Raw genomic sequence first — 16,529 nt, 5'->3', positions numbered from 1 at the left:
GCCTGGGCTTGGCGCATCTAATAGGTAGTTGAACGCCAGCACATCTACCTATCCGGTGCAGAAACCATCCAACTCAAAAACGCCCGTAGCCGCGTGGAGAATGCCTCGCACTCAGCACTCGGGTTACGCGCTTCAAACAGGAAGTACGCGATTTGCACGCGCATCGACGGGTACTGCTGAACAAACAGCGCGACGTACTCTTCCAGCGTTTGCGGCCACATTGGCGCATCGTCTGCGCGCAAGGTGTGGGTGGCGCGGATAAGGGCCCGCGATGCTTCACGCTGCAGGCGAAGGCGGGTGTGTTCGGAGCTAGCCTGTTCGATGCGCAAGAGATACGTCGTGAGCGCCTGTTCGAAGTCGCCATTGACCGCCAAGGCGATAGCACGGCTCGGGCGAAACGGTTCGAAGTGCAGTGACAGGTCATCGCCCCACACACAACGGCAATGATGCTTGAGCCAAAAGCCCCAACGGTTTCTATTCTCGGGCGCCAACACCTGTGCGCGATCGCCGATGTCGAAGTCGATCTTGGTGACGTGTGGATGCCGCTGTTCCAACGCGACGCGGGCCGCCTCCAGCCGTTCAAGCACAGGTGCATCAGGGGGTTCGATCAGTATCAGCGAGAGATCAAGGTCAGAAACCCCGACCTCGGCCTGGCCTCGTGCGACGCTGCCATACAGATAAATCCCGTGCGGGCCGAACGCGGCCTGGGACAGGGTTGCGCAGACATCCGCGAGCAGCGGCTGGAACTCAATTTGTACGGGAGCATCGGCGACGGTGAGGATATAGCCGTCGGCATCGACGCCCGCGGATTGTAAGACAGTCACGGGCGATGCACCTCAATCACCAGGCCTTCCTCTTCACTCGGCACACAGAAGTGGCGAGTGATCAGGTCGAATTCGGCGTCTGTCGCGGCAAAGTCATGCTCGCCCTGAGCGTTGCGCGCATGCAGGCGGGCACGGCAGGTGGCATCGTCCAGTTCCAGATAATGCAGCCGGTGCGGCACCTTGGCCGCTTGGGCCAGGCCGAGCAACCACTCACGGTTGGCGAGGGTATTGGCCGGGAAATCCAGGACCACATTCACGCCGGATTCCAACAGGTTAACCACCAACGGCCCCAGCACGCTGCGCACCCGCTGGGCACAGCGCAGGTAGTCGGCGATGGCCTGGATCTCACCGGGATACAGACTGGCCAGCCAGTGGTCTTCGCTGAGCACAATGGCCCCGTGCTCGGCGGCCAGGCTCTTGGCGAGTGTGGACTTGCCGGAGGCGATCTTGCCGCACAGCAGATGCAGGGTTGGCATAAAGCGTTTCCTTGTGTCGGGCCAGGCAGGATGAGTCATGCCGCCGCTGACGTAAATACATCCAGTTGAATCCTGGTCTCCAAGCGAGGTCACCTTCAAGGAGACGACAACACAATGGGAGACCGTGATGAACCTTGCAATGACATTCTTCAGCCTGTTTGCCGGTTGGATGGCAATTGTGATGTCGATGCTGTGGGGCGTGCTGCGGGTGCTGCACAGGCATCATGCTTAGCACACCGGACGGCCGCTATTTTGTGGTCAAGGGGCAACTCTGGCGCTGTACCAATCCGGCTTTGGACGAGGCAACCCGGCAGCATTGGGTCAACGCACTGATGGACGCACGCCGGGCGGTCAAGTCGGCCAAAGGCGACGCTGATCCCCAGGCCTTGAAAGCCGCCCGGCAGCAGGTGCAGCATGCCAAAGTCGCATTGGGTGAGCGTGGCCCGGTGTGGTGGCAGGATGGCAGCCCGGATTACAACCGCTGCCAGGTCGGCAACACACCCTATGCGTCGTGGTTCGAAAAACATCTCGACACGACCTCCCAGTGAACTTTCTTACAAATGCCACGCTCCTTTCCTATGCGAAGTCATCGCGCCCTGAGCCCAGGGCGCAGAACGATAAGGAGCCGCCACCCACATGACTACCCTCCCCACTTACCCCCTCGTCAGACCTGGTCCGCTACATGGGACCTTGCTGGCAGGCACCGTGCCGCTGTTTCTCGGGGCCTTGCTCAGTGATATCGCCTACGGCCAGACCTACCAGATCCAATGGGCCAACTTCGCGTCGTGGCTGATCGCCGGGGCGCTGGTGTTCTGTGGTTTTGCACTGTTGTTTGCGCTGGTCAACCTGGTGCGTGCCGAACACAAGGGCGGGCGCCCGGTGGCGTATTTCCTGCTGTTGCTGGGCACCTGGGTGCTCGGGCTGGTCAATGCCTTCCAGCATGCCAAGGACGCCTACGCCATGATGCCCACTGGCATGGTGCTGTCGGCGATTGTCACCGTCCTGGCGATCATCGCGACGTGGATCGGCTTGACCAATCTGCGCTCAGGAGTTGCCCGATGAAAACACTCAACACACTGACCTTGCTCAGCGCAGCCCTCGTGCTGAGTGCCTGCGGTGGCGAAGGCGACAAGACCCAGGCCCGCGGCCCCGATCCCAAACTGCCCGAACAACAAAGTAGCCTGCTGCCGAGCATGAAGATTGCCGAGCCCACGCCTTGGGGTGAGCAAAAGCCCAAGGTGCCCGAAGGCTACAGCGTCACCGCCATCGCCACCGACCTGGCGATCCCGCGCCAGACCCTGGTGCTGCCCAACGGCGATATCCTCGTGGCCGAAGGCCGTGGCGGCAGTGCCGCCAAGCTCAAGCCCAAGGACGTGATTGCCAGCGTGATCAAGGCCCAGGGCAATACCAAGGTCAAAGGCGGCAACCGCATTACCCTGCTGCGCGATGCCGACGGTGACGGCACCTATGAACTGAAGACGGTATTCGCCGACAACCTCAACGCCCCCTACGGCCTGGCATACGCCGACGGCAAGCTGTATGTGGCCAACCAGGACGCACTGGTGCGCTTCGACTACGCCGACGGCCAGACCAAGGCCAGCGCCCCGCCCGTCAAAGTCACCGACTTGCCGGCGCAGATCAACCACCACTGGACCAAGTCATTGGCCGTGAGTGACGACGGCCGCCAGCTGTACGTGGGCATCGGCTCCAACAGCAACATCACTGAACGCGGCATGGAAGTGGAGATCGACCGCGCCATGGTCTGGCAGATCGACGCGGCCACCGGTGCGCACAAACCCTACGCCACCGGCCTGCGCAACCCTACCGCGCTGACCCTCCAACCGGGCACCGGGCAACTGTGGACGGTGGTCAACGAACGCGATGAGCTCGGCCCCGACCTGGTGCCGGACTACCTGACGTCGGTGCGCGAAGGTGCCTTCTACGGTTGGCCCTACAGCTACTGGGGCCAGAACGTCGACCCACGCGCACAACCGCAGAACTCGGCCAAGGTGGCCTCGGCGATCAAGCCGGATTACAGCCTGGGTTCCCATGTGGCTGCGCTGGGCGTGGATTTTTCCATTCCCGCCATGGGGGAAAAATTCGCCGATGGCGTGTTTGTCGGCGAACACGGCAGCTGGAACCGCGACAACCCGGTGGGCTACAAGGTGATCTTCGTACCGTTCAGCAACGGCAAGCCTTCAGGCGAACCCATCGACTTCGCCACCGGCTTTCGTGGCGATGATGGCAAGACCCGTGGGCGCCCGGTGGGCGTGACGGTGGACCCGAAAGGCGCACTGATCATTGCCGACGACCTCGCCAATACCATTTGGCGAGTCACCCGTAACCACTAACCGGGTATGACAGGGGCGGCGACGCCCCTGTCAGCCGTCATTGTGCAATTGCGGTACAAGCCAGGCCATTCGCTGGGGCCTATCCACGACACGTTTGTGTGCGCCTGTCTTAAGGGCCCCGCCTTCGATACCTGAAGCGCCAGCTACAGGTCGGTGATTTCCTTATGTCGCGGCACCAGCGCCTTCATCACGCTCCAGGCCACCAGGTAAGCCAGGGCGCAGATGGCAAACATGATCATGTAGCCGGTGTGGATGTCATTGATCGACTTGTAGTAGTCGAACACCCAACCGCCGATCTTGGTCATGACTACCCCGCCCAGCCCGCCGGCCATGCCACCAATGCCGACTACCGAAGCCACGGTTTTCTGCGGGAACATGTCGGACACGGTGGTGAAAATATTGCACGACCACGCCTGGTGCGCCGAAGCGCCCACACCGATCAGCAGCACTGGTACCCAGAAGCTGAGATAGCCCAACGGCTGCGCCAGCAACACCACCAGCGGGAACAGCGCAATCACCAGCATGGCTTTCATGCGCCCGTCATAGGGTGCATCGCCGCGGGCCATGAAGTAGCTGGGAAACCAGCCGCCGCCAATGCTGCCGACCATGGTCATGCTGTACAGCACCGCCAGCGGCATCACGATATCGGCGCCTTTCATGCCGTACTGCGCGGACAGGTAGGTGGGCAGCCAGAACAGGAAAAACCACCACACGCCATCGGTCATGAACTTGCCGAAGGCGAACGCCCAGGTCTGGCGGTAGGTCAGCAGCTTGAACCAGGAGACTTTCTTCGTGGCGGTGCCCGCAGGCGCTGGGGTGAAAGGTTGTACCGTCTGATCGCTGCGGATGTAGGCCAGTTCTTCGGCCGACAGGCGTTTTTGCTGTTCCGGTTTTTCGTACACGGCAGCCCAGACCGCGACCCACACGAAACCCAACATGCCGATGACCATAAAGGCCGCCTCCCAGCCCCACAGGCCGGCAATCAGTGGCACGCAGATCGGCGCCAGGATCGCGCCAACGTTGGCCCCGGAGTTGAAGATGCCAGTGGCCAGTGAGCGTTCTTTCTTGGGGAAGTACTCGGCAGTGGCCTTGATCGCAATGGGGAAGTTACCCGCTTCACCAATCGCCAAGACCGCCCGTGACAGCATGAAACCGGCAATCGACACCGGGATCACCGCCAGGCCAATTGCCCCGCTGATCGCCGCGATGCCCTCGCCCATCGGCACCGAAAAGGCATGCATGATCGCACCGGTAGACCAGATACAAATCGCCACCACATACGCGGCCTTGGTACCGATCTTGTCGACGAACCGCCCGGCAAACAGCATGGAAATGGCGTAGACGAACTGGAACACCGCTGCGATGTTGGCGTAATCGGTGTTGCTCCAGCCAAATTGTGTCGAGAGTTGCGGCGCCAGCAGGCTCAGCACCTGACGGTCGAGGTAGTTGACCGTAGTCGCGAAAAACAGCATCGCGCAGATCGTCCAGCGATAGCTGCCGACCGCCTGGCCGACACGATGGGCACTGATGGGCTCGTTCAAATTCATGGCATCACTTTTTATTTTTGTTAGATAGGACACATGCAGCGTCATATGTCGTCGTACAACTGTGGCTTTTATATCGAGACACCCACACAGTGTCAATCGGAAAGAGTGCCGTTTATCGAGGAATTACGCGGGTGTGAAAAACGTTAGTTCCGTGCAGTTATAGGATGACAAACCCGCAGTACCAGGCTGGGCGCTTGCCCCGGTACGTCGTCCAGCACGCCGAAGGGTTGCATGCCGAGCTTTTCCAGCACGCGGATCGACGCGGCATGATCGGGTCGTACCAAGCCGAAGACCTCCGGTAAACCGAGGGTTTCAAACGCCAGCACCAATGCATCGCGGCCCACCTCGGTCGCGTAGCCCTGCCCCCACGCTTGCACGGCGAAGCGGTAGCCGAGGTTGATACGCCGCTGTGTCAGGTAGTTGAGGGGCGCGATCCCGCCAAAACCGATGATGTGCTCCGGTGCCTCTCGCCGGGCAATCGCCCACCAGCCGTAGTCATGTGCGAACCCCGTTTAAACAACACCGACGATCCCTGTGGGAGCCGTCGAGCTTTAGCGAGGCCGCGAAGGCGGTGGGTCAGGCAACATAAATGCCAAAAGCGCCGCCGCCTTCGTAGCCTCGCCAAGGCTCGACAACCCCCACATTTGATCTGTATCGCCAGTGCAATCCCAGGTACCCGGAACCGAGCATTTCTACCCGCTGCGAGAAAAAATCCACAAAGGGGTGAATTATTTCGTGTCCACTTGTATCTGAACTGACAGAGTGGTGCCATCGCCGCGATGGCACCTCCCCTGTTCAGCTTTAGAGTGACCCGCATGATATTACGTAAGAAACGTGTCAAACCTATCGGTTTGAAAGACATCACCATCGTCGACGATGCCAAGGTGCGCAAGGCGATCACCGCCGCCGCGCTGGGTAACGCCATGGAATGGTTCGATTTCGGCGTCTACGGGTTTGTCGCCTATGTACTCGGCAAAGTGTTCTTCCCGGACGCCTCCCCCAGCGTACAAATGATTGCTGCGCTGGGCACCTTCTCGGTGCCCTTCCTGATTCGCCCACTGGGCGGCCTGTTCTTCGGCGCTTTGGGCGATAAGTACGGGCGACAGAAAGTCCTCGCCGCCACCATTGTGATCATGTCCCTGAGCACGTTCGCTATCGGCCTGATCCCCGGCTATGCCTCCATTGGTATCTGGGCACCGATCCTGTTGCTGCTGTGCAAAATGGCCCAAGGTTTCTCGGTAGGCGGGGAATACACCGGCGCGTCCATCTTCGTCGCCGAATATGCCCCGGACCGCAAACGCGGATTCCTCGGCAGTTGGCTGGACTTCGGTTCCATCGCCGGTTTCGTCCTCGGCGCAGGTGTGGTGGTGTTGATTTCCACTGTGCTTGGCGAGGCGGAGTTCGAAGCCTGGGGCTGGCGCCTGCCGTTCTTCCTTGCCCTGCCGCTGGGCATCATCGGGCTCTACCTGCGCCACGCGCTGGAAGAAACCCCGGCGTTCCAGCAGCACATGGACAAGATGGAACAGGGTGACCGCCAGGGCCTGACTCACGGCCCGAAAGTGTCGTTCAAGGAAGTTGCCACCCAGCACTGGCGCAGCCTGTTGACCTGCATCGGTATCGTCGCAGCCACCAACGTGACGTACTACATGCTGCTGACGTACATGCCCAGCTACCTGTCGCATAACCTGCATTACAAAGAAAACAGCGGCGTGCTGATCATCATCGCGATCATGGTCGGCATGTTGTTCGTGCAGCCGTTCATTGGTTTTATCAGCGACAAGATCGGCCGCAAGCCGTTCATCATCGCCGGCAGCATCGGCCTGTTGTTCCTGTCGATACCGGCCTTCATGCTGATCACCAGCGGCAAGATCGGCCTGATCTTCAGCGGCCTGTTGATCCTGGCCATCGTGTTGAACTTCTTTATCGGTGTGATGGCTTCCACATTGCCAGCCATGTTCCCCACGCACTTGCGTTACAGCGCGTTGGCCAGTGCGTTCAACGTCTCGGTCTTGATCGCCGGTCTCACCCCAACCGCCGTGGCCTGGTTGGTGGAAAGCACCAACGACCTGTACATGCCCGCCTACTACCTGATGGTGTTTGCCGTGGTTGGCCTGGTCACCGGCCTGACCATGAAGGAAACCGCTAACAAGCCCCTGCGCGGCGCGGCGCCGGCAGCGTCGGACATGGAAGAGGCCAAGGAGATCCTGCAAGAGCACCACGATAATATCGAGCAGAAGATCGAAGACATCGACGCCCAGATTGCCGAACTGGAAGCCAAGCGCCAGAACCTGGTGCAGCAGCACCCTCGGATTAACTAATACTTGGCTCGGCGTGGCGGCCTGGCCGTCACGCCATTGGAGTGTTCAAGCATGATTCCAAGCGTCACCGCAGCACACTCATTACTCAGCGCCGATGAACGCGCTGCCATTGCCGAAATAGAAGCCACCACCAGCATCCTGCAACTGGTGACCCGCCTGACCGGAATGCGCTTTGCTGGCATCGCCAAGTTTACTGACCTGGAATGGATCGTCTGCTCCGTACACGACACCTTTGACATGGGCATTCATGTCGATGACGTCCTCGACCTCGAAACTACCCTGTGCAGTGAATTCTGCATCAACCCCCAGACTCTGTTCATCCCGCAGATCAGCCAGAACGGCCGCTTTGCCGCGCGCCCGGTGGTCAAGCAATACGCCATCGAAAGCTATGCCGGCGCGCCGATCTTTCTGCCCGATGGGCGTCTGTTCGGTGCACTGTGTGCGCTGGACTCGCGGGCAATGCTGTTCGATGATCCCAACCTGCCCGAGACCCTGAGTCTGTTTGCGCGGCTGATTGGCTGCATTTTCTACGCTAACCTGACCGCGACTGAGCAATAACAACGATCGCCTGCGTTATCGGAAAAACTGACTCGGAGTCCTGCCAAACTGTTTCTTGAACATGCTGGTAAATGCACTCGGGCTTTCATACCCCAGTTCAAACGCCACATCGATAATCTTCTCCCCCACCGCAATGCGCTCCAGCGCCAGCAGCAGCCGTGCCTGCTGGCGCCATTGGCCGAAGGTCATCCCGGTTTCCTTGCGAAACAGGCGCTGGATGGTGGTTTGATCAAGGCCCAAGCGCGCACTCCAGTGCGCAACGGTGGAGGCATCCCCAGGTTCGTTCTGCAGCGCCAGACAGATCTGGCTCAGGCGTGGGTCGGCAGGCTGTGGCAAAGACAGCGGCAAGGCTGGGAGGTTGGCCAGTTCGTCGAGGATCAGATGCATGATCCGGGCGTCGCGTGAGTCCTCGGCATAGGGCGGCTTCAAACTGACCGATGCCTTGATCAGCTCGCTCAACAACGGCGAGACCGTCACCGTCTTTGGCTCGGCTGGCAGGTTTGGGAAACTGTCCGGGCGCACGAACACGCTGCGCATTTTCAATGTGCCCACGCAGCGCAGCGAATGCACTTGTCCGCAAGGCATCCAAAAGCCACGGTTGGGTGGTACCGTCCATTGATTCAGGGCCGAATACACCACCATCACCCCGCCAATGGCATAGAGCAGCTGATGCTTGTTGTGGCTGTGCTCGGGGATCACCCAGTTTTCGGGATAATCGGTGGCCGAGCTGATGACGGCCCAATCACCTTCATCGATCTCCTGGAGAAATTTGTCGAGGGATTTGATTGTTTCGCCCTTTTTGAGATGGTTTACGCCCGAATTTCGCGAGACAGGCATTTTCTCCGAATTTAGCATAGCTTTCGAAACAATTAGAAATGGCTGCCAGCTAAAGTACTGTCTGCCCCTGTTTGCTGCCTTGTATGGAATGCCTGCATGTCGAGTCTCACCGCGACACCCGCCGCTGCCACCACGACGCCCCAGATAAGCCCCTTGGTTATGCGCGTCCTTGGCGCCTGCGCCCTGGCGCATATGATCAATGACCTGATCCAGGCCGTGCTGCCGTCGATCTACCCCATGCTCAAGGCCAACTACGGCCTGAGCTTCACCCAGGTCGGCCTGATCACCCTGACCTTCCAGTTGACCGCGTCCTTGCTGCAACCGTGGATCGGCTACCACACCGACCGTCACCCCAAGCCCTGGCTGCTGCCGGCGGGCATGGTGTGCACCTTGATCGGTATTTTGATGCTGGCGTTTGTCGGCAGCTTCCCGGCGATTTTGCTCGCGGCGGGGCTGGTGGGTGTCGGTTCGTCGACCTTCCACCCGGAAACCTCTCGCGTCGCACGCCTGGCCTCCGGTGGCCGCTACGGCCTGGCGCAATCCACCTTCCAGGTCGGCGGCAACACCGGCAGCGCCTTCGGCCCGTTGCTGGCGGCGGCGATCATCATTCCCTACGGCCAAAGCCATATCGCCTGGTTCGGCCTGTTTGCGGTGTTCGCGATCCTGGTGCTGTACGGCTTGAGCCGCTGGTACCGCCACCACCTCAACCTGTTCAAGCTCAAGCAAGGCAGCCAGGCGACCCATGGCTTGTCCAAAGGCCGCGTGACCTTTGCCCTGGTGGTGCTGGCCGTGTTGGTGTTCTCCAAATATTGGTACATGACCAGCCTTACCAGCTACTTCACCTTTTACCTGATTGAAAAGTTCCAGTTGTCGGTTGCCAGTTCGCAGATGTACCTGTTCCTGTTCCTCGGCGCGGTGGCGGTCGGCACCTTCGCCGGTGGCCCGATCGGCGACAAGATCGGCCGCAAGAAAGTCATCTGGTTCTCCATCCTCGGTGCCGCGCCGTTCACCCTCGCCCTGCCCTACGTCGACCTGTTCTGGACCGCCGTACTCAGCGTGGTCATCGGCTTTATCATCGCCTCGGCGTTCTCGGCCATCGTGGTGTTTGCCCAGGAATTGGTGCCCGGCAATGTGGGCATGATCGCTGGGATATTCTTTGGCCTGATGTTCGGTTTCAGCGGGATTGGTGCAGCGCTGCTCGGTATGCTCGCCGACAACCACGGGATCGAGTACGTCTACAAGCTGTGCTCGTTCCTGCCGCTGGTGGGCATCCTGACGGTACTGTTGCCGTCGACCAAGGGTGTTTGATTGCTGGGTGTACCCAAAAGCAGGTAAATGATACGCCGCGATCCAAATGTGGGAGGGGCCCCCCTCCCACATAGTAAGTTCCACTACAGGTCATAACAAACCGCCACACTGCGGGCGATTCTTTACCAGCTCAGTTGCATGGCCGACGGGAAAACCCATTGACCACGATATAGAGTAACGGCCCCACCGACACAAACACCGCCGTCAGCAAAAAGTATGGCAACACCGAGGCCAGCGACCGCCCTCGCCCGCGCGCATCGCGGTACATCCACACACCCGCCAGCACCGCCATCAAATACAGGTCAATCACCACCTGGGCGGTATCGGGCCGCGACATCAGTTCTCGTCCAAACGCCAAGAGTGATTGCTCGGCGGTGAACATCGTCGCCACGGTGTACAGGGTAAATCCCAGCAATGCAGCCAGGGCAATATAGGGTCTGCGCATGGGTTCTTCCTTGAAATGCGATGGAAATCATCGCGGCCACCTTAGCGATAAGGGCCTCCCTCTCGCAATCCCATTGCCGTCTTCATCGGGCAGATCATGCGTGCCGCCTACGCGAACTATGCCGCGCTGGTTTTGTGAAATATCTGTACGTAGACTGCCGCCATACCCCCACTTGAAGGCGGCGAAAAAAACGTGATGCAAGTTACTGAAGTCTCCATTGCCCAATTGCGCGCTGCGCTTGAAGCCGGCCAGACCACGGCGGTTGAACTGGTCCAGGCGTACCTGGCGCGGATCGACGCCTACGATGGCCCGCACACCGCCACCGCGTTGAACGCCGTGGTGGTGCGCAACCCCGACGCCCTGAAAGAAGCCGAGGCGTCCGATGCGCGCCGTGCCAAGGGTGAAACCCTGGGGCCGCTGGATGGTATTCCCTACACCGCCAAGGACAGTTACCTGGTCAAGGGCCTGACCGCTGCATCCGGCAGCCCCGCGTTTGCCAAGCTGGTCGCCCAGCGGGATGCCTTCACCATTGAACGCCTGCGGGCCGGCGGCGCCATCTGCCTGGGCAAGACCAACATGCCGCCGATGGCCAATGGCGGCATGCAGCGTGGCGTGTATGGCCGCGCCGAAAGCCCGTACAACGCCGACTACCTCACGGCGCCGTTTGCCTCCGGCTCCTCCAACGGCGCCGGCACCGCCACCGCCGCCAGCTTTGCGGCGTTTGGCCTGGCTGAAGAAACCTGGTCGAGCGGCCGCGGCCCGGCGTCCAACAATGGCCTGTGTGCCTACACACCGTCCCGGGGCGTGATTTCGGTACGCGGCAACTGGCCGTTGACGCCAACCATGGACGTGGTGGTGCCCTATGCGCGCACCATGGCCGACCTGCTCGAAGTCCTCGACGTGGTGGTTGCCGAAGACCCCGACACGCGTGGCGACCTCTGGCGCCTGCAGCCCTGGGTGCCGATCCCCAGCGTCACCTCGGTGCGCCCGGCGTCGTACGCCACCCTGGCGGTCAGCAGCGACAGCCTGGCCGGCAAGCGCTTCGGCGTGCCGCGCATGTACATCAATGCCGACCCCGATGCTGGCACCAGCGAAAAACCCGGGATCGGCGGCCCGACCGGGCAAAAGATCCACACCCGTGCCACGGTGATCGAACTGTGGCAAGCCGCCCGCCAGGCGCTGGAAGCAGCCGGGGCCGAAGTGATCGAAGTGGATTTCCCACTGGTGTCCAACTGCGAAGGCGACCGCCCCGGCGCGCCGACGGTGTTTACCCGTGGCCTGGTCTCCAAGGAGTTCCTGCACGACGAACTGTGGGAACTGTCGGCCTGGGCCTTCGATGATTTCCTGCGCGCCAATGGCGACCCGAGCCTGAACCGCCTGGCAGATGTGGACGGACCGAAGATCTTCCCCCACGACCCCGGCACCCTGCCCAACCGTGAAGACGACCTGGCCGCCGGCATGGACGAATACGTGCGCATGGCCCAACGCGGGATCACCCCGTGGGACCAGATCAGCACCGTGCCCGATGGCCTGCGCGGCCTTGAGCAAACCCGACGTATCGACCTGGAAGACTGGATGGACAACCTCGGCCTCGACGCCGTGCTGTTCCCTACCGTGGCCGATGTGGGCCCGGCCGATGCCGATGTGAACGAAGCGTCCGCCGATATCGCCTGGAGCAATGGCGTGTGGGTGGCGAACGGCAATCTCGCGATTCGTCACCTGGGCGTGCCCACTGTCACCGTGCCGATGGGCGTGATGGCGGATATCGGTATGCCGGTGGGGCTGACTTTTGCCGGGCGTGCCTATGATGATTCGGCGCTGCTGCGCTTTGCTGCAGCGTTTGAAGCCACCGGCAGCAAACGTATGATCCCGCCGCGGACGCCAGGCTAAACGCAACTCGAATGTGGGAGGGGGCTTGCCCCCGATAGCGGTGTATCAGCCAATAATGGGTTGACTGACACTCAGCAATCGGGGGCAAGCCCCCTCCCACATTTTGCTGTATTTCCAATCACGCACCGTGGCTCAGGTGGCTGCTGATCGGGCATCTGGCTTACAGGTACTGAGGATCGCTCACCACGCCACCACCGTGCGCACTTTCACCAGGGCCTCACGCAACTGGGCCATCGGCACCGAACCCAGGGCGACGCGCAGTGCGTGGGGCACTTGGGCCGAGACGGCGAACGGTTCGGCGGTGGACACGGATATGCCGTCGCGCTGCAAGGTCATGGCGACCTGATCAGCGCGGGCGTCTTCCGCCAGAGGCAGCCACAGGAAATATGAGCACGGATGGCTGATATACCTCACGCCCGTCAGCACCTGCGCCGCCAATGCCTGGCGGGCCTGGGCATCCGCACGCTTTTGCGCCTCCAGTTGCGCCACCGTACCATCCTCAATCCAGGCCACCGCAATCGCGCTCATCACTCCCGGAACATTCCAGGTGGTGGCCATGATCGTGCGCTCCAACCCGCTGACCCAGGCCGAAGGCGCGGCGATAAAGCCCACACGCAAACCGGTGGCGACACTTTTGGACAGCCCGCCGATATACACCGTGCGCTCTGGTGCCAGGGTCGCTACCGGTACGGGGGCATCTTCGGCGAGAAACGCATAGGCGCCATCCTCGATAATCATCAGGTTGTGCTCCCGGGCAATCGCCACCAAGCGTTCGCGCTGCTCCAGGCTCAGCACCCAGCCCAACGGATTATGCAGGGTCGGCATGCTGTATACCGCACGCACCGGGCGTCTGCGACACAGGCTGTGCAGGTGCTCCAGGTCCGGGCCGCTGGCGGTGACCGGGATGGCGACGATTTCCAGGTGCAGGGTTTGCGCCAGCACCTTGAAGCCCGAATAGGTCAGCGCATCCACCGCGATCACATCCCCAGGCTTGAGCAACGCCATCAAGGTCACCGCCAAACCATGCTGGGCGCCGCTGACTACCAGCACCTGCTCGGCGTCCACCGCCAGGCCTCGGCTCAACAAGTGCCGGGCCACGGCGGAGCGTTCATGCACACGCCCGGCATGGGGCTGGTAACGCAGCAGCGCCTCCAAGTCGCCGGACAGGGCCAACTGGCGCAGCGCCGTGCGCAACAGCTCGGCCTGGCCAGGTAAAGACGGGTAGTTGAAATTCAGGTCGAGCAGGCCTGCCGCAACCGTCATTTGCCCACTGCCCTGCCCCGGCGGCAAGGCAATCTCGCGCACAAAGGTACCGCGACCGGTCTCGCCGCTGACCAGGCCCATGGCTTCCAATTCGCTGTACACCCGGCTGGCAGTGACCAGGGCCAGGCCATGTTCGGCGGCCAATTGCCGATGGGTGGGCAGCCGCGTGCCGGGCGGCATCTGGCCGCTGCGGATGGCCTCGGCGAAGGTATCGACCAGCGACTTGTAACGGGCACGGGGCATAGGCATGTATCCATGACAATTTTTTGATTGTCCTGATCTTCGATCCTAGGATGGCCGACACGCAACTCCCTTTTTTCGGACAGGCCCTCATGGAACGTACTTCCCCCCTCGGCACCCTGGACATTCGCACCCAGGGTTGGATCAACGGTTTTATCGGCGTGGTGATTTTCAGCGGCTCGCTGCCGGCCACGCGCCTGGCGGTGATGGAATTCGACCCGGTGTTCCTGACCATGCTCCGCGCCACTCTCGCCGCAGTGCTGGGCGTGTGTCTGTTGTGGCTGTTCAAGGAAAAACGCCCGGCACGCCAGCAATGGGCACCGCTGGTCATCGTCGCCCTCGGCGTGGTGATCGGCTTCCCGCTGCTGACCGCCCTGGCGTTGCAATACGTGACCTCGGCCCACTCCATCGTCTTCATCGGCCTGCTGCCGCTGGCCACGGCGGTATTTGGCGTGCTGCGTGGGGGTGAGCGGCCCAGGCCGGTGTTCTGGTTGTTTTCGATCCTCGGCAGTCTGTTGGTGATGGGTTATGCCTTTGCCCAGGGCCTGAGCGCCGCTCCCGTGGGCGACTTACTGATGCTGCTGGCAGTGCTGGTATGCGGCCTGGGTTATGCCGAAGGCGCCAAGCTGTCGCGCAGCCTGGGCGGCTGGCAGGTGATCTGTTGGGCGTTGGTGGTGTCGCTGCCGGTGGCGGCGCCGCTGAGCCTGTTGCTGGCGCCTTCGACCTTCAGCGGTATCAGCCTGCCGGCGTGGCTGAGCCTGGGCTATGTGGCGCTGTTCAGCATGCTGATCGGCTTTGTGTTCTGGTACCGCGGCCTGGCCCAGGGCGGCATTGCGGCGGTCGGCCAATTGCAGTTGCTGCAACCTTTCTTCGGCCTGGCGTTGGCAGCGGGCCTGCTGCATGAGCAGGTCAGCCTGGGCATGCTGCTGGTGACGGTCGCGGTGATCGGCTGCGTGGCCGGGGCGAAGAAATTTGCTCGCTAACGCGTGGCCTGCTAAACAGAGGCGTCGCCCCCAAGAACAACAAGGACTCTGCATGCACAGCGCTTCTCTCCAGGACACCACCGCGCCGGAAGGTATCTGCTACGGCTGCGGCAGCAGCAACCCCCATGGCCTGCACATTAAGAGCCGCTGGGCCGAGGACGGCGTGCACGTGATCGCCGAGCATCAACCCGAGGCCAAATACAGCGGCTGGCCCGACCTGGTCTACGGTGGCCTGATCGCCATGCTGGTGGACTGCCATTCCAACTGGACCGCCATGGCCTACCACTACCGTGCCGAGCAACGTGAACCCGGCAGCCTGCCGCGCATCGACTGCGTCACCGGCAACTTGGGGATCAAATTCATCAAGCCCACGCCCATGGGTGTACCCCTGACCCTGCGTGCCCGGGTCGAAGGCGAAGTCGGGCGCAAAAGCCGCGTGGTCTGCGAGGTGTATGCCGGCGACGTACTCACCGCCATCGGCGACTCGGTGTTCGTGCGCGTCGACACCGGGCAACTGGCCGCTGCCGCCCATGGCCGCGAGGCTTGATCCTGGTCTACATTGACTGCAACCGCTGATCGAGGACTGCACCGATGCCCCGTCTCACCGCGAAAGACTTTGCCCCCGAACTGCTGGAACTCTACGACGGCTACGCCCACGGCAAGATCAACCGTCGCGAATTTCTCGACCGCGCCGCGCTGTTCACCTTGGGCGGCCTCACCGCCTCGGCGCTGCTGGCAGCCCTGAGCCCCAACTACGCCCTGGCCGAACAGGTGAAATTCACCGACCCGGACATCGTTGCCGACTACATTACCTACCCTTCGCCCTCGGGTAACGGCACGGTGCGCGGCTACCTGGTGCGCCCGGCCAAGGCCGCAGGCAAGCTGCCCGCCGTGGTGGTGGCGCATGAAAACCGTGGCCTGAACCCGTATATCGAAGACGTCGCTCGGCGCCTGGCCAAAGCCGGCTTTATCGCCCTGGCCCCAGACGGCCTGACCTCAGTGGGCGGCTACCCCGGCAATGATGAAAAAGGCGTGGCGCTGCAACAGACTGTCGACCCGACCAAACTGATGAACGACTTCTTCGCCGCCATCGAATGGCTGATGCACCACGACAGCAGCACCGGCAAGGTCGGCATCACCGGTTTCTGTTATGGCGGCGGCGTGACCAATGCCGCGGCGGTGGCCTACCCGGAACTGGGCGCGGCGGTGTCGTTCTACGGGCGCCAACCCGACGCCAAGGACGTACCGCGAATCAAGGCGCCGATCATGTTGCATTACGGCGAGCTGGATACGCGGATCAATGAGGGTTGGCCGGCGTATGAACAGGCGTTGAAAGCTGCAGGTACGACATATGAGGCGTTTATCTACAAGGGTGCCAACCACGGTTTTCATAATGATTCGACACCCCGGTATGACGAAGCGGCGGCGAATCTCGCCTGGGAGCGCACCCTGGGATGGTTCCGCCAATACCTGGCGTAGCAGCACTCTA

Annotated in this window: 16 protein-coding genes and 1 pseudogene; 10 read left to right on the top strand and 7 right to left on the bottom strand. The window is 61.6% G+C overall.

Annotation, left to right across the window (positions count from 1 at the left end):
- Positions 1-44 precede the first annotated feature (44 nt).
- Positions 45-824 (bottom strand): nucleotidyltransferase domain-containing protein, encoded by a 780-nt coding sequence (locus FRT59_RS17680; RefSeq protein WP_198809850.1) that lies wholly within the window; start codon positions 822-824, stop codon positions 45-47.
- Entirely contained in the window at positions 821-1,300 is a 480-nt protein-coding gene (locus FRT59_RS17675; protein WP_034119846.1) for a P-loop nucleotide/nucleoside kinase family protein, read from the bottom strand. Before FRT59_RS17675 ends, FRT59_RS17680 begins: the two co-directional genes overlap by 4 nt.
- Before the next feature lie 224 nt (positions 1,301-1,524).
- Here FRT59_RS17675 and FRT59_RS17670 point away from each other — a divergent pair, with 224 nt between their 5' ends.
- From FRT59_RS17670 to FRT59_RS17660, 3 genes are all read left to right on the top strand, one after another.
- Positions 1,525-1,848: a hypothetical protein gene (locus FRT59_RS17670; RefSeq protein WP_153839597.1), complete on the top strand. Its 324-nt coding sequence runs from the start codon at positions 1,525-1,527 to the stop codon at positions 1,846-1,848.
- Positions 1,849-1,936: 88 nt separating this feature from the next.
- Positions 1,937-2,362 (top strand): DUF2231 domain-containing protein, encoded by a 426-nt coding sequence (locus tag FRT59_RS17665; RefSeq protein ID WP_153871849.1) that lies wholly within the window; start codon positions 1,937-1,939, stop codon positions 2,360-2,362.
- The gene (locus FRT59_RS17660; RefSeq protein ID WP_034119850.1) at positions 2,359-3,651 is read left to right on the top strand and encodes a PQQ-dependent sugar dehydrogenase; all 1,293 of its coding nucleotides are present in this window, start codon (positions 2,359-2,361) and stop codon (positions 3,649-3,651) included. The genes FRT59_RS17665 and FRT59_RS17660 overlap by 4 nt, the downstream gene beginning before the upstream one ends.
- A gap of 143 nt (positions 3,652-3,794) precedes the next feature.
- Here the strand turns inward: FRT59_RS17660 and FRT59_RS17655 are convergent, their stop codons facing one another.
- A complete protein-coding gene (locus FRT59_RS17655; protein ID WP_153871848.1) occupies positions 3,795-5,198 on the bottom strand; it encodes an MFS transporter in 1,404 nt (467 codons plus the stop codon).
- Positions 5,199-5,341: 143 nt separating this feature from the next.
- Positions 5,342-5,692: pseudogene (locus tag FRT59_RS17650) on the bottom strand (GNAT family N-acetyltransferase); the annotation flags it as partial.
- A gap of 321 nt (positions 5,693-6,013) precedes the next feature.
- On the opposite strand from FRT59_RS17650, the gene proP reads away from it, so the two are divergent.
- Together proP and FRT59_RS17640 are read left to right on the top strand one after the other, a co-directional pair.
- On the top strand, positions 6,014-7,516 hold the full coding sequence (gene proP / locus FRT59_RS17645; protein ID WP_034119852.1) for a glycine betaine/L-proline transporter ProP: 1,503 nt from the start codon (positions 6,014-6,016) through the stop codon (positions 7,514-7,516).
- Between the two features lie 51 nt (positions 7,517-7,567).
- On the top strand, positions 7,568-8,074 hold the full coding sequence (locus FRT59_RS17640; protein ID WP_034119853.1) for a GAF domain-containing protein: 507 nt from the start codon (positions 7,568-7,570) through the stop codon (positions 8,072-8,074).
- Positions 8,075-8,089: 15 nt separating this feature from the next.
- Here FRT59_RS17640 and FRT59_RS17635 read toward each other — a convergent pair whose 3' ends face one another.
- The gene (locus tag FRT59_RS17635; RefSeq protein ID WP_034119854.1) at positions 8,090-8,911 is read right to left on the bottom strand and encodes an AraC family transcriptional regulator; all 822 of its coding nucleotides are present in this window, start codon (positions 8,909-8,911) and stop codon (positions 8,090-8,092) included.
- 96 nt (positions 8,912-9,007) lie between these two features.
- Between FRT59_RS17635 and FRT59_RS17630 the strand changes: the two genes are divergently transcribed.
- Positions 9,008-10,219 (top strand): MFS transporter, encoded by a 1,212-nt coding sequence (locus FRT59_RS17630; RefSeq protein ID WP_034119855.1) that lies wholly within the window; start codon positions 9,008-9,010, stop codon positions 10,217-10,219.
- Between the two features lie 130 nt (positions 10,220-10,349).
- On the opposite strand, the gene FRT59_RS17625 is transcribed toward FRT59_RS17630, so the two are convergent.
- Positions 10,350-10,664 (bottom strand): DUF2834 domain-containing protein, encoded by a 315-nt coding sequence (locus tag FRT59_RS17625; RefSeq protein WP_153871847.1) that lies wholly within the window; start codon positions 10,662-10,664, stop codon positions 10,350-10,352.
- 192 nt (positions 10,665-10,856) lie between these two features.
- Between FRT59_RS17625 and FRT59_RS17620 the strand changes: the two genes are divergently transcribed.
- Positions 10,857-12,554, top strand: a complete 1,698-nt coding sequence (locus tag FRT59_RS17620) for an amidase (protein ID WP_034119856.1) — start codon at positions 10,857-10,859, stop codon at positions 12,552-12,554.
- 180 nt (positions 12,555-12,734) lie between these two features.
- On the opposite strand, the gene FRT59_RS17615 is transcribed toward FRT59_RS17620, so the two are convergent.
- Positions 12,735-14,060: an aminotransferase-like domain-containing protein gene (locus FRT59_RS17615; RefSeq protein ID WP_153871846.1), complete on the bottom strand. Its 1,326-nt coding sequence runs from the start codon at positions 14,058-14,060 to the stop codon at positions 12,735-12,737.
- Positions 14,061-14,149: 89 nt separating this feature from the next.
- On the opposite strand from FRT59_RS17615, the gene FRT59_RS17610 reads away from it, so the two are divergent.
- Genes FRT59_RS17610 through yghX form a run of 3 tightly spaced genes read left to right on the top strand, consistent with a single transcriptional unit; the run spans position 14,150 to position 16,519 of the window.
- Entirely contained in the window at positions 14,150-15,040 is an 891-nt protein-coding gene (locus FRT59_RS17610) for a DMT family transporter (RefSeq protein ID WP_153871845.1), read from the top strand.
- A 52-nt stretch (positions 15,041-15,092) separates the two neighbouring features.
- Positions 15,093-15,587: a PaaI family thioesterase gene (locus FRT59_RS17605; RefSeq protein ID WP_034119859.1), complete on the top strand. Its 495-nt coding sequence runs from the start codon at positions 15,093-15,095 to the stop codon at positions 15,585-15,587.
- Positions 15,588-15,631: 44 nt separating this feature from the next.
- Positions 15,632-16,519 (top strand): YghX family hydrolase, encoded by an 888-nt coding sequence (gene yghX / locus FRT59_RS17600; protein WP_153871844.1) that lies wholly within the window; start codon positions 15,632-15,634, stop codon positions 16,517-16,519.
- Positions 16,520-16,529: the final 10 nt, after the last annotated feature.

This window comes from Pseudomonas haemolytica (assembly GCF_009659625.1).
Classification (GTDB): domain Bacteria; phylum Pseudomonadota; class Gammaproteobacteria; order Pseudomonadales; family Pseudomonadaceae; genus Aquipseudomonas; species Aquipseudomonas haemolytica.
Note: the sequence above shows the minus strand (reverse complement) of the source record. Positions and strands in the feature narration are given on the sequence as shown.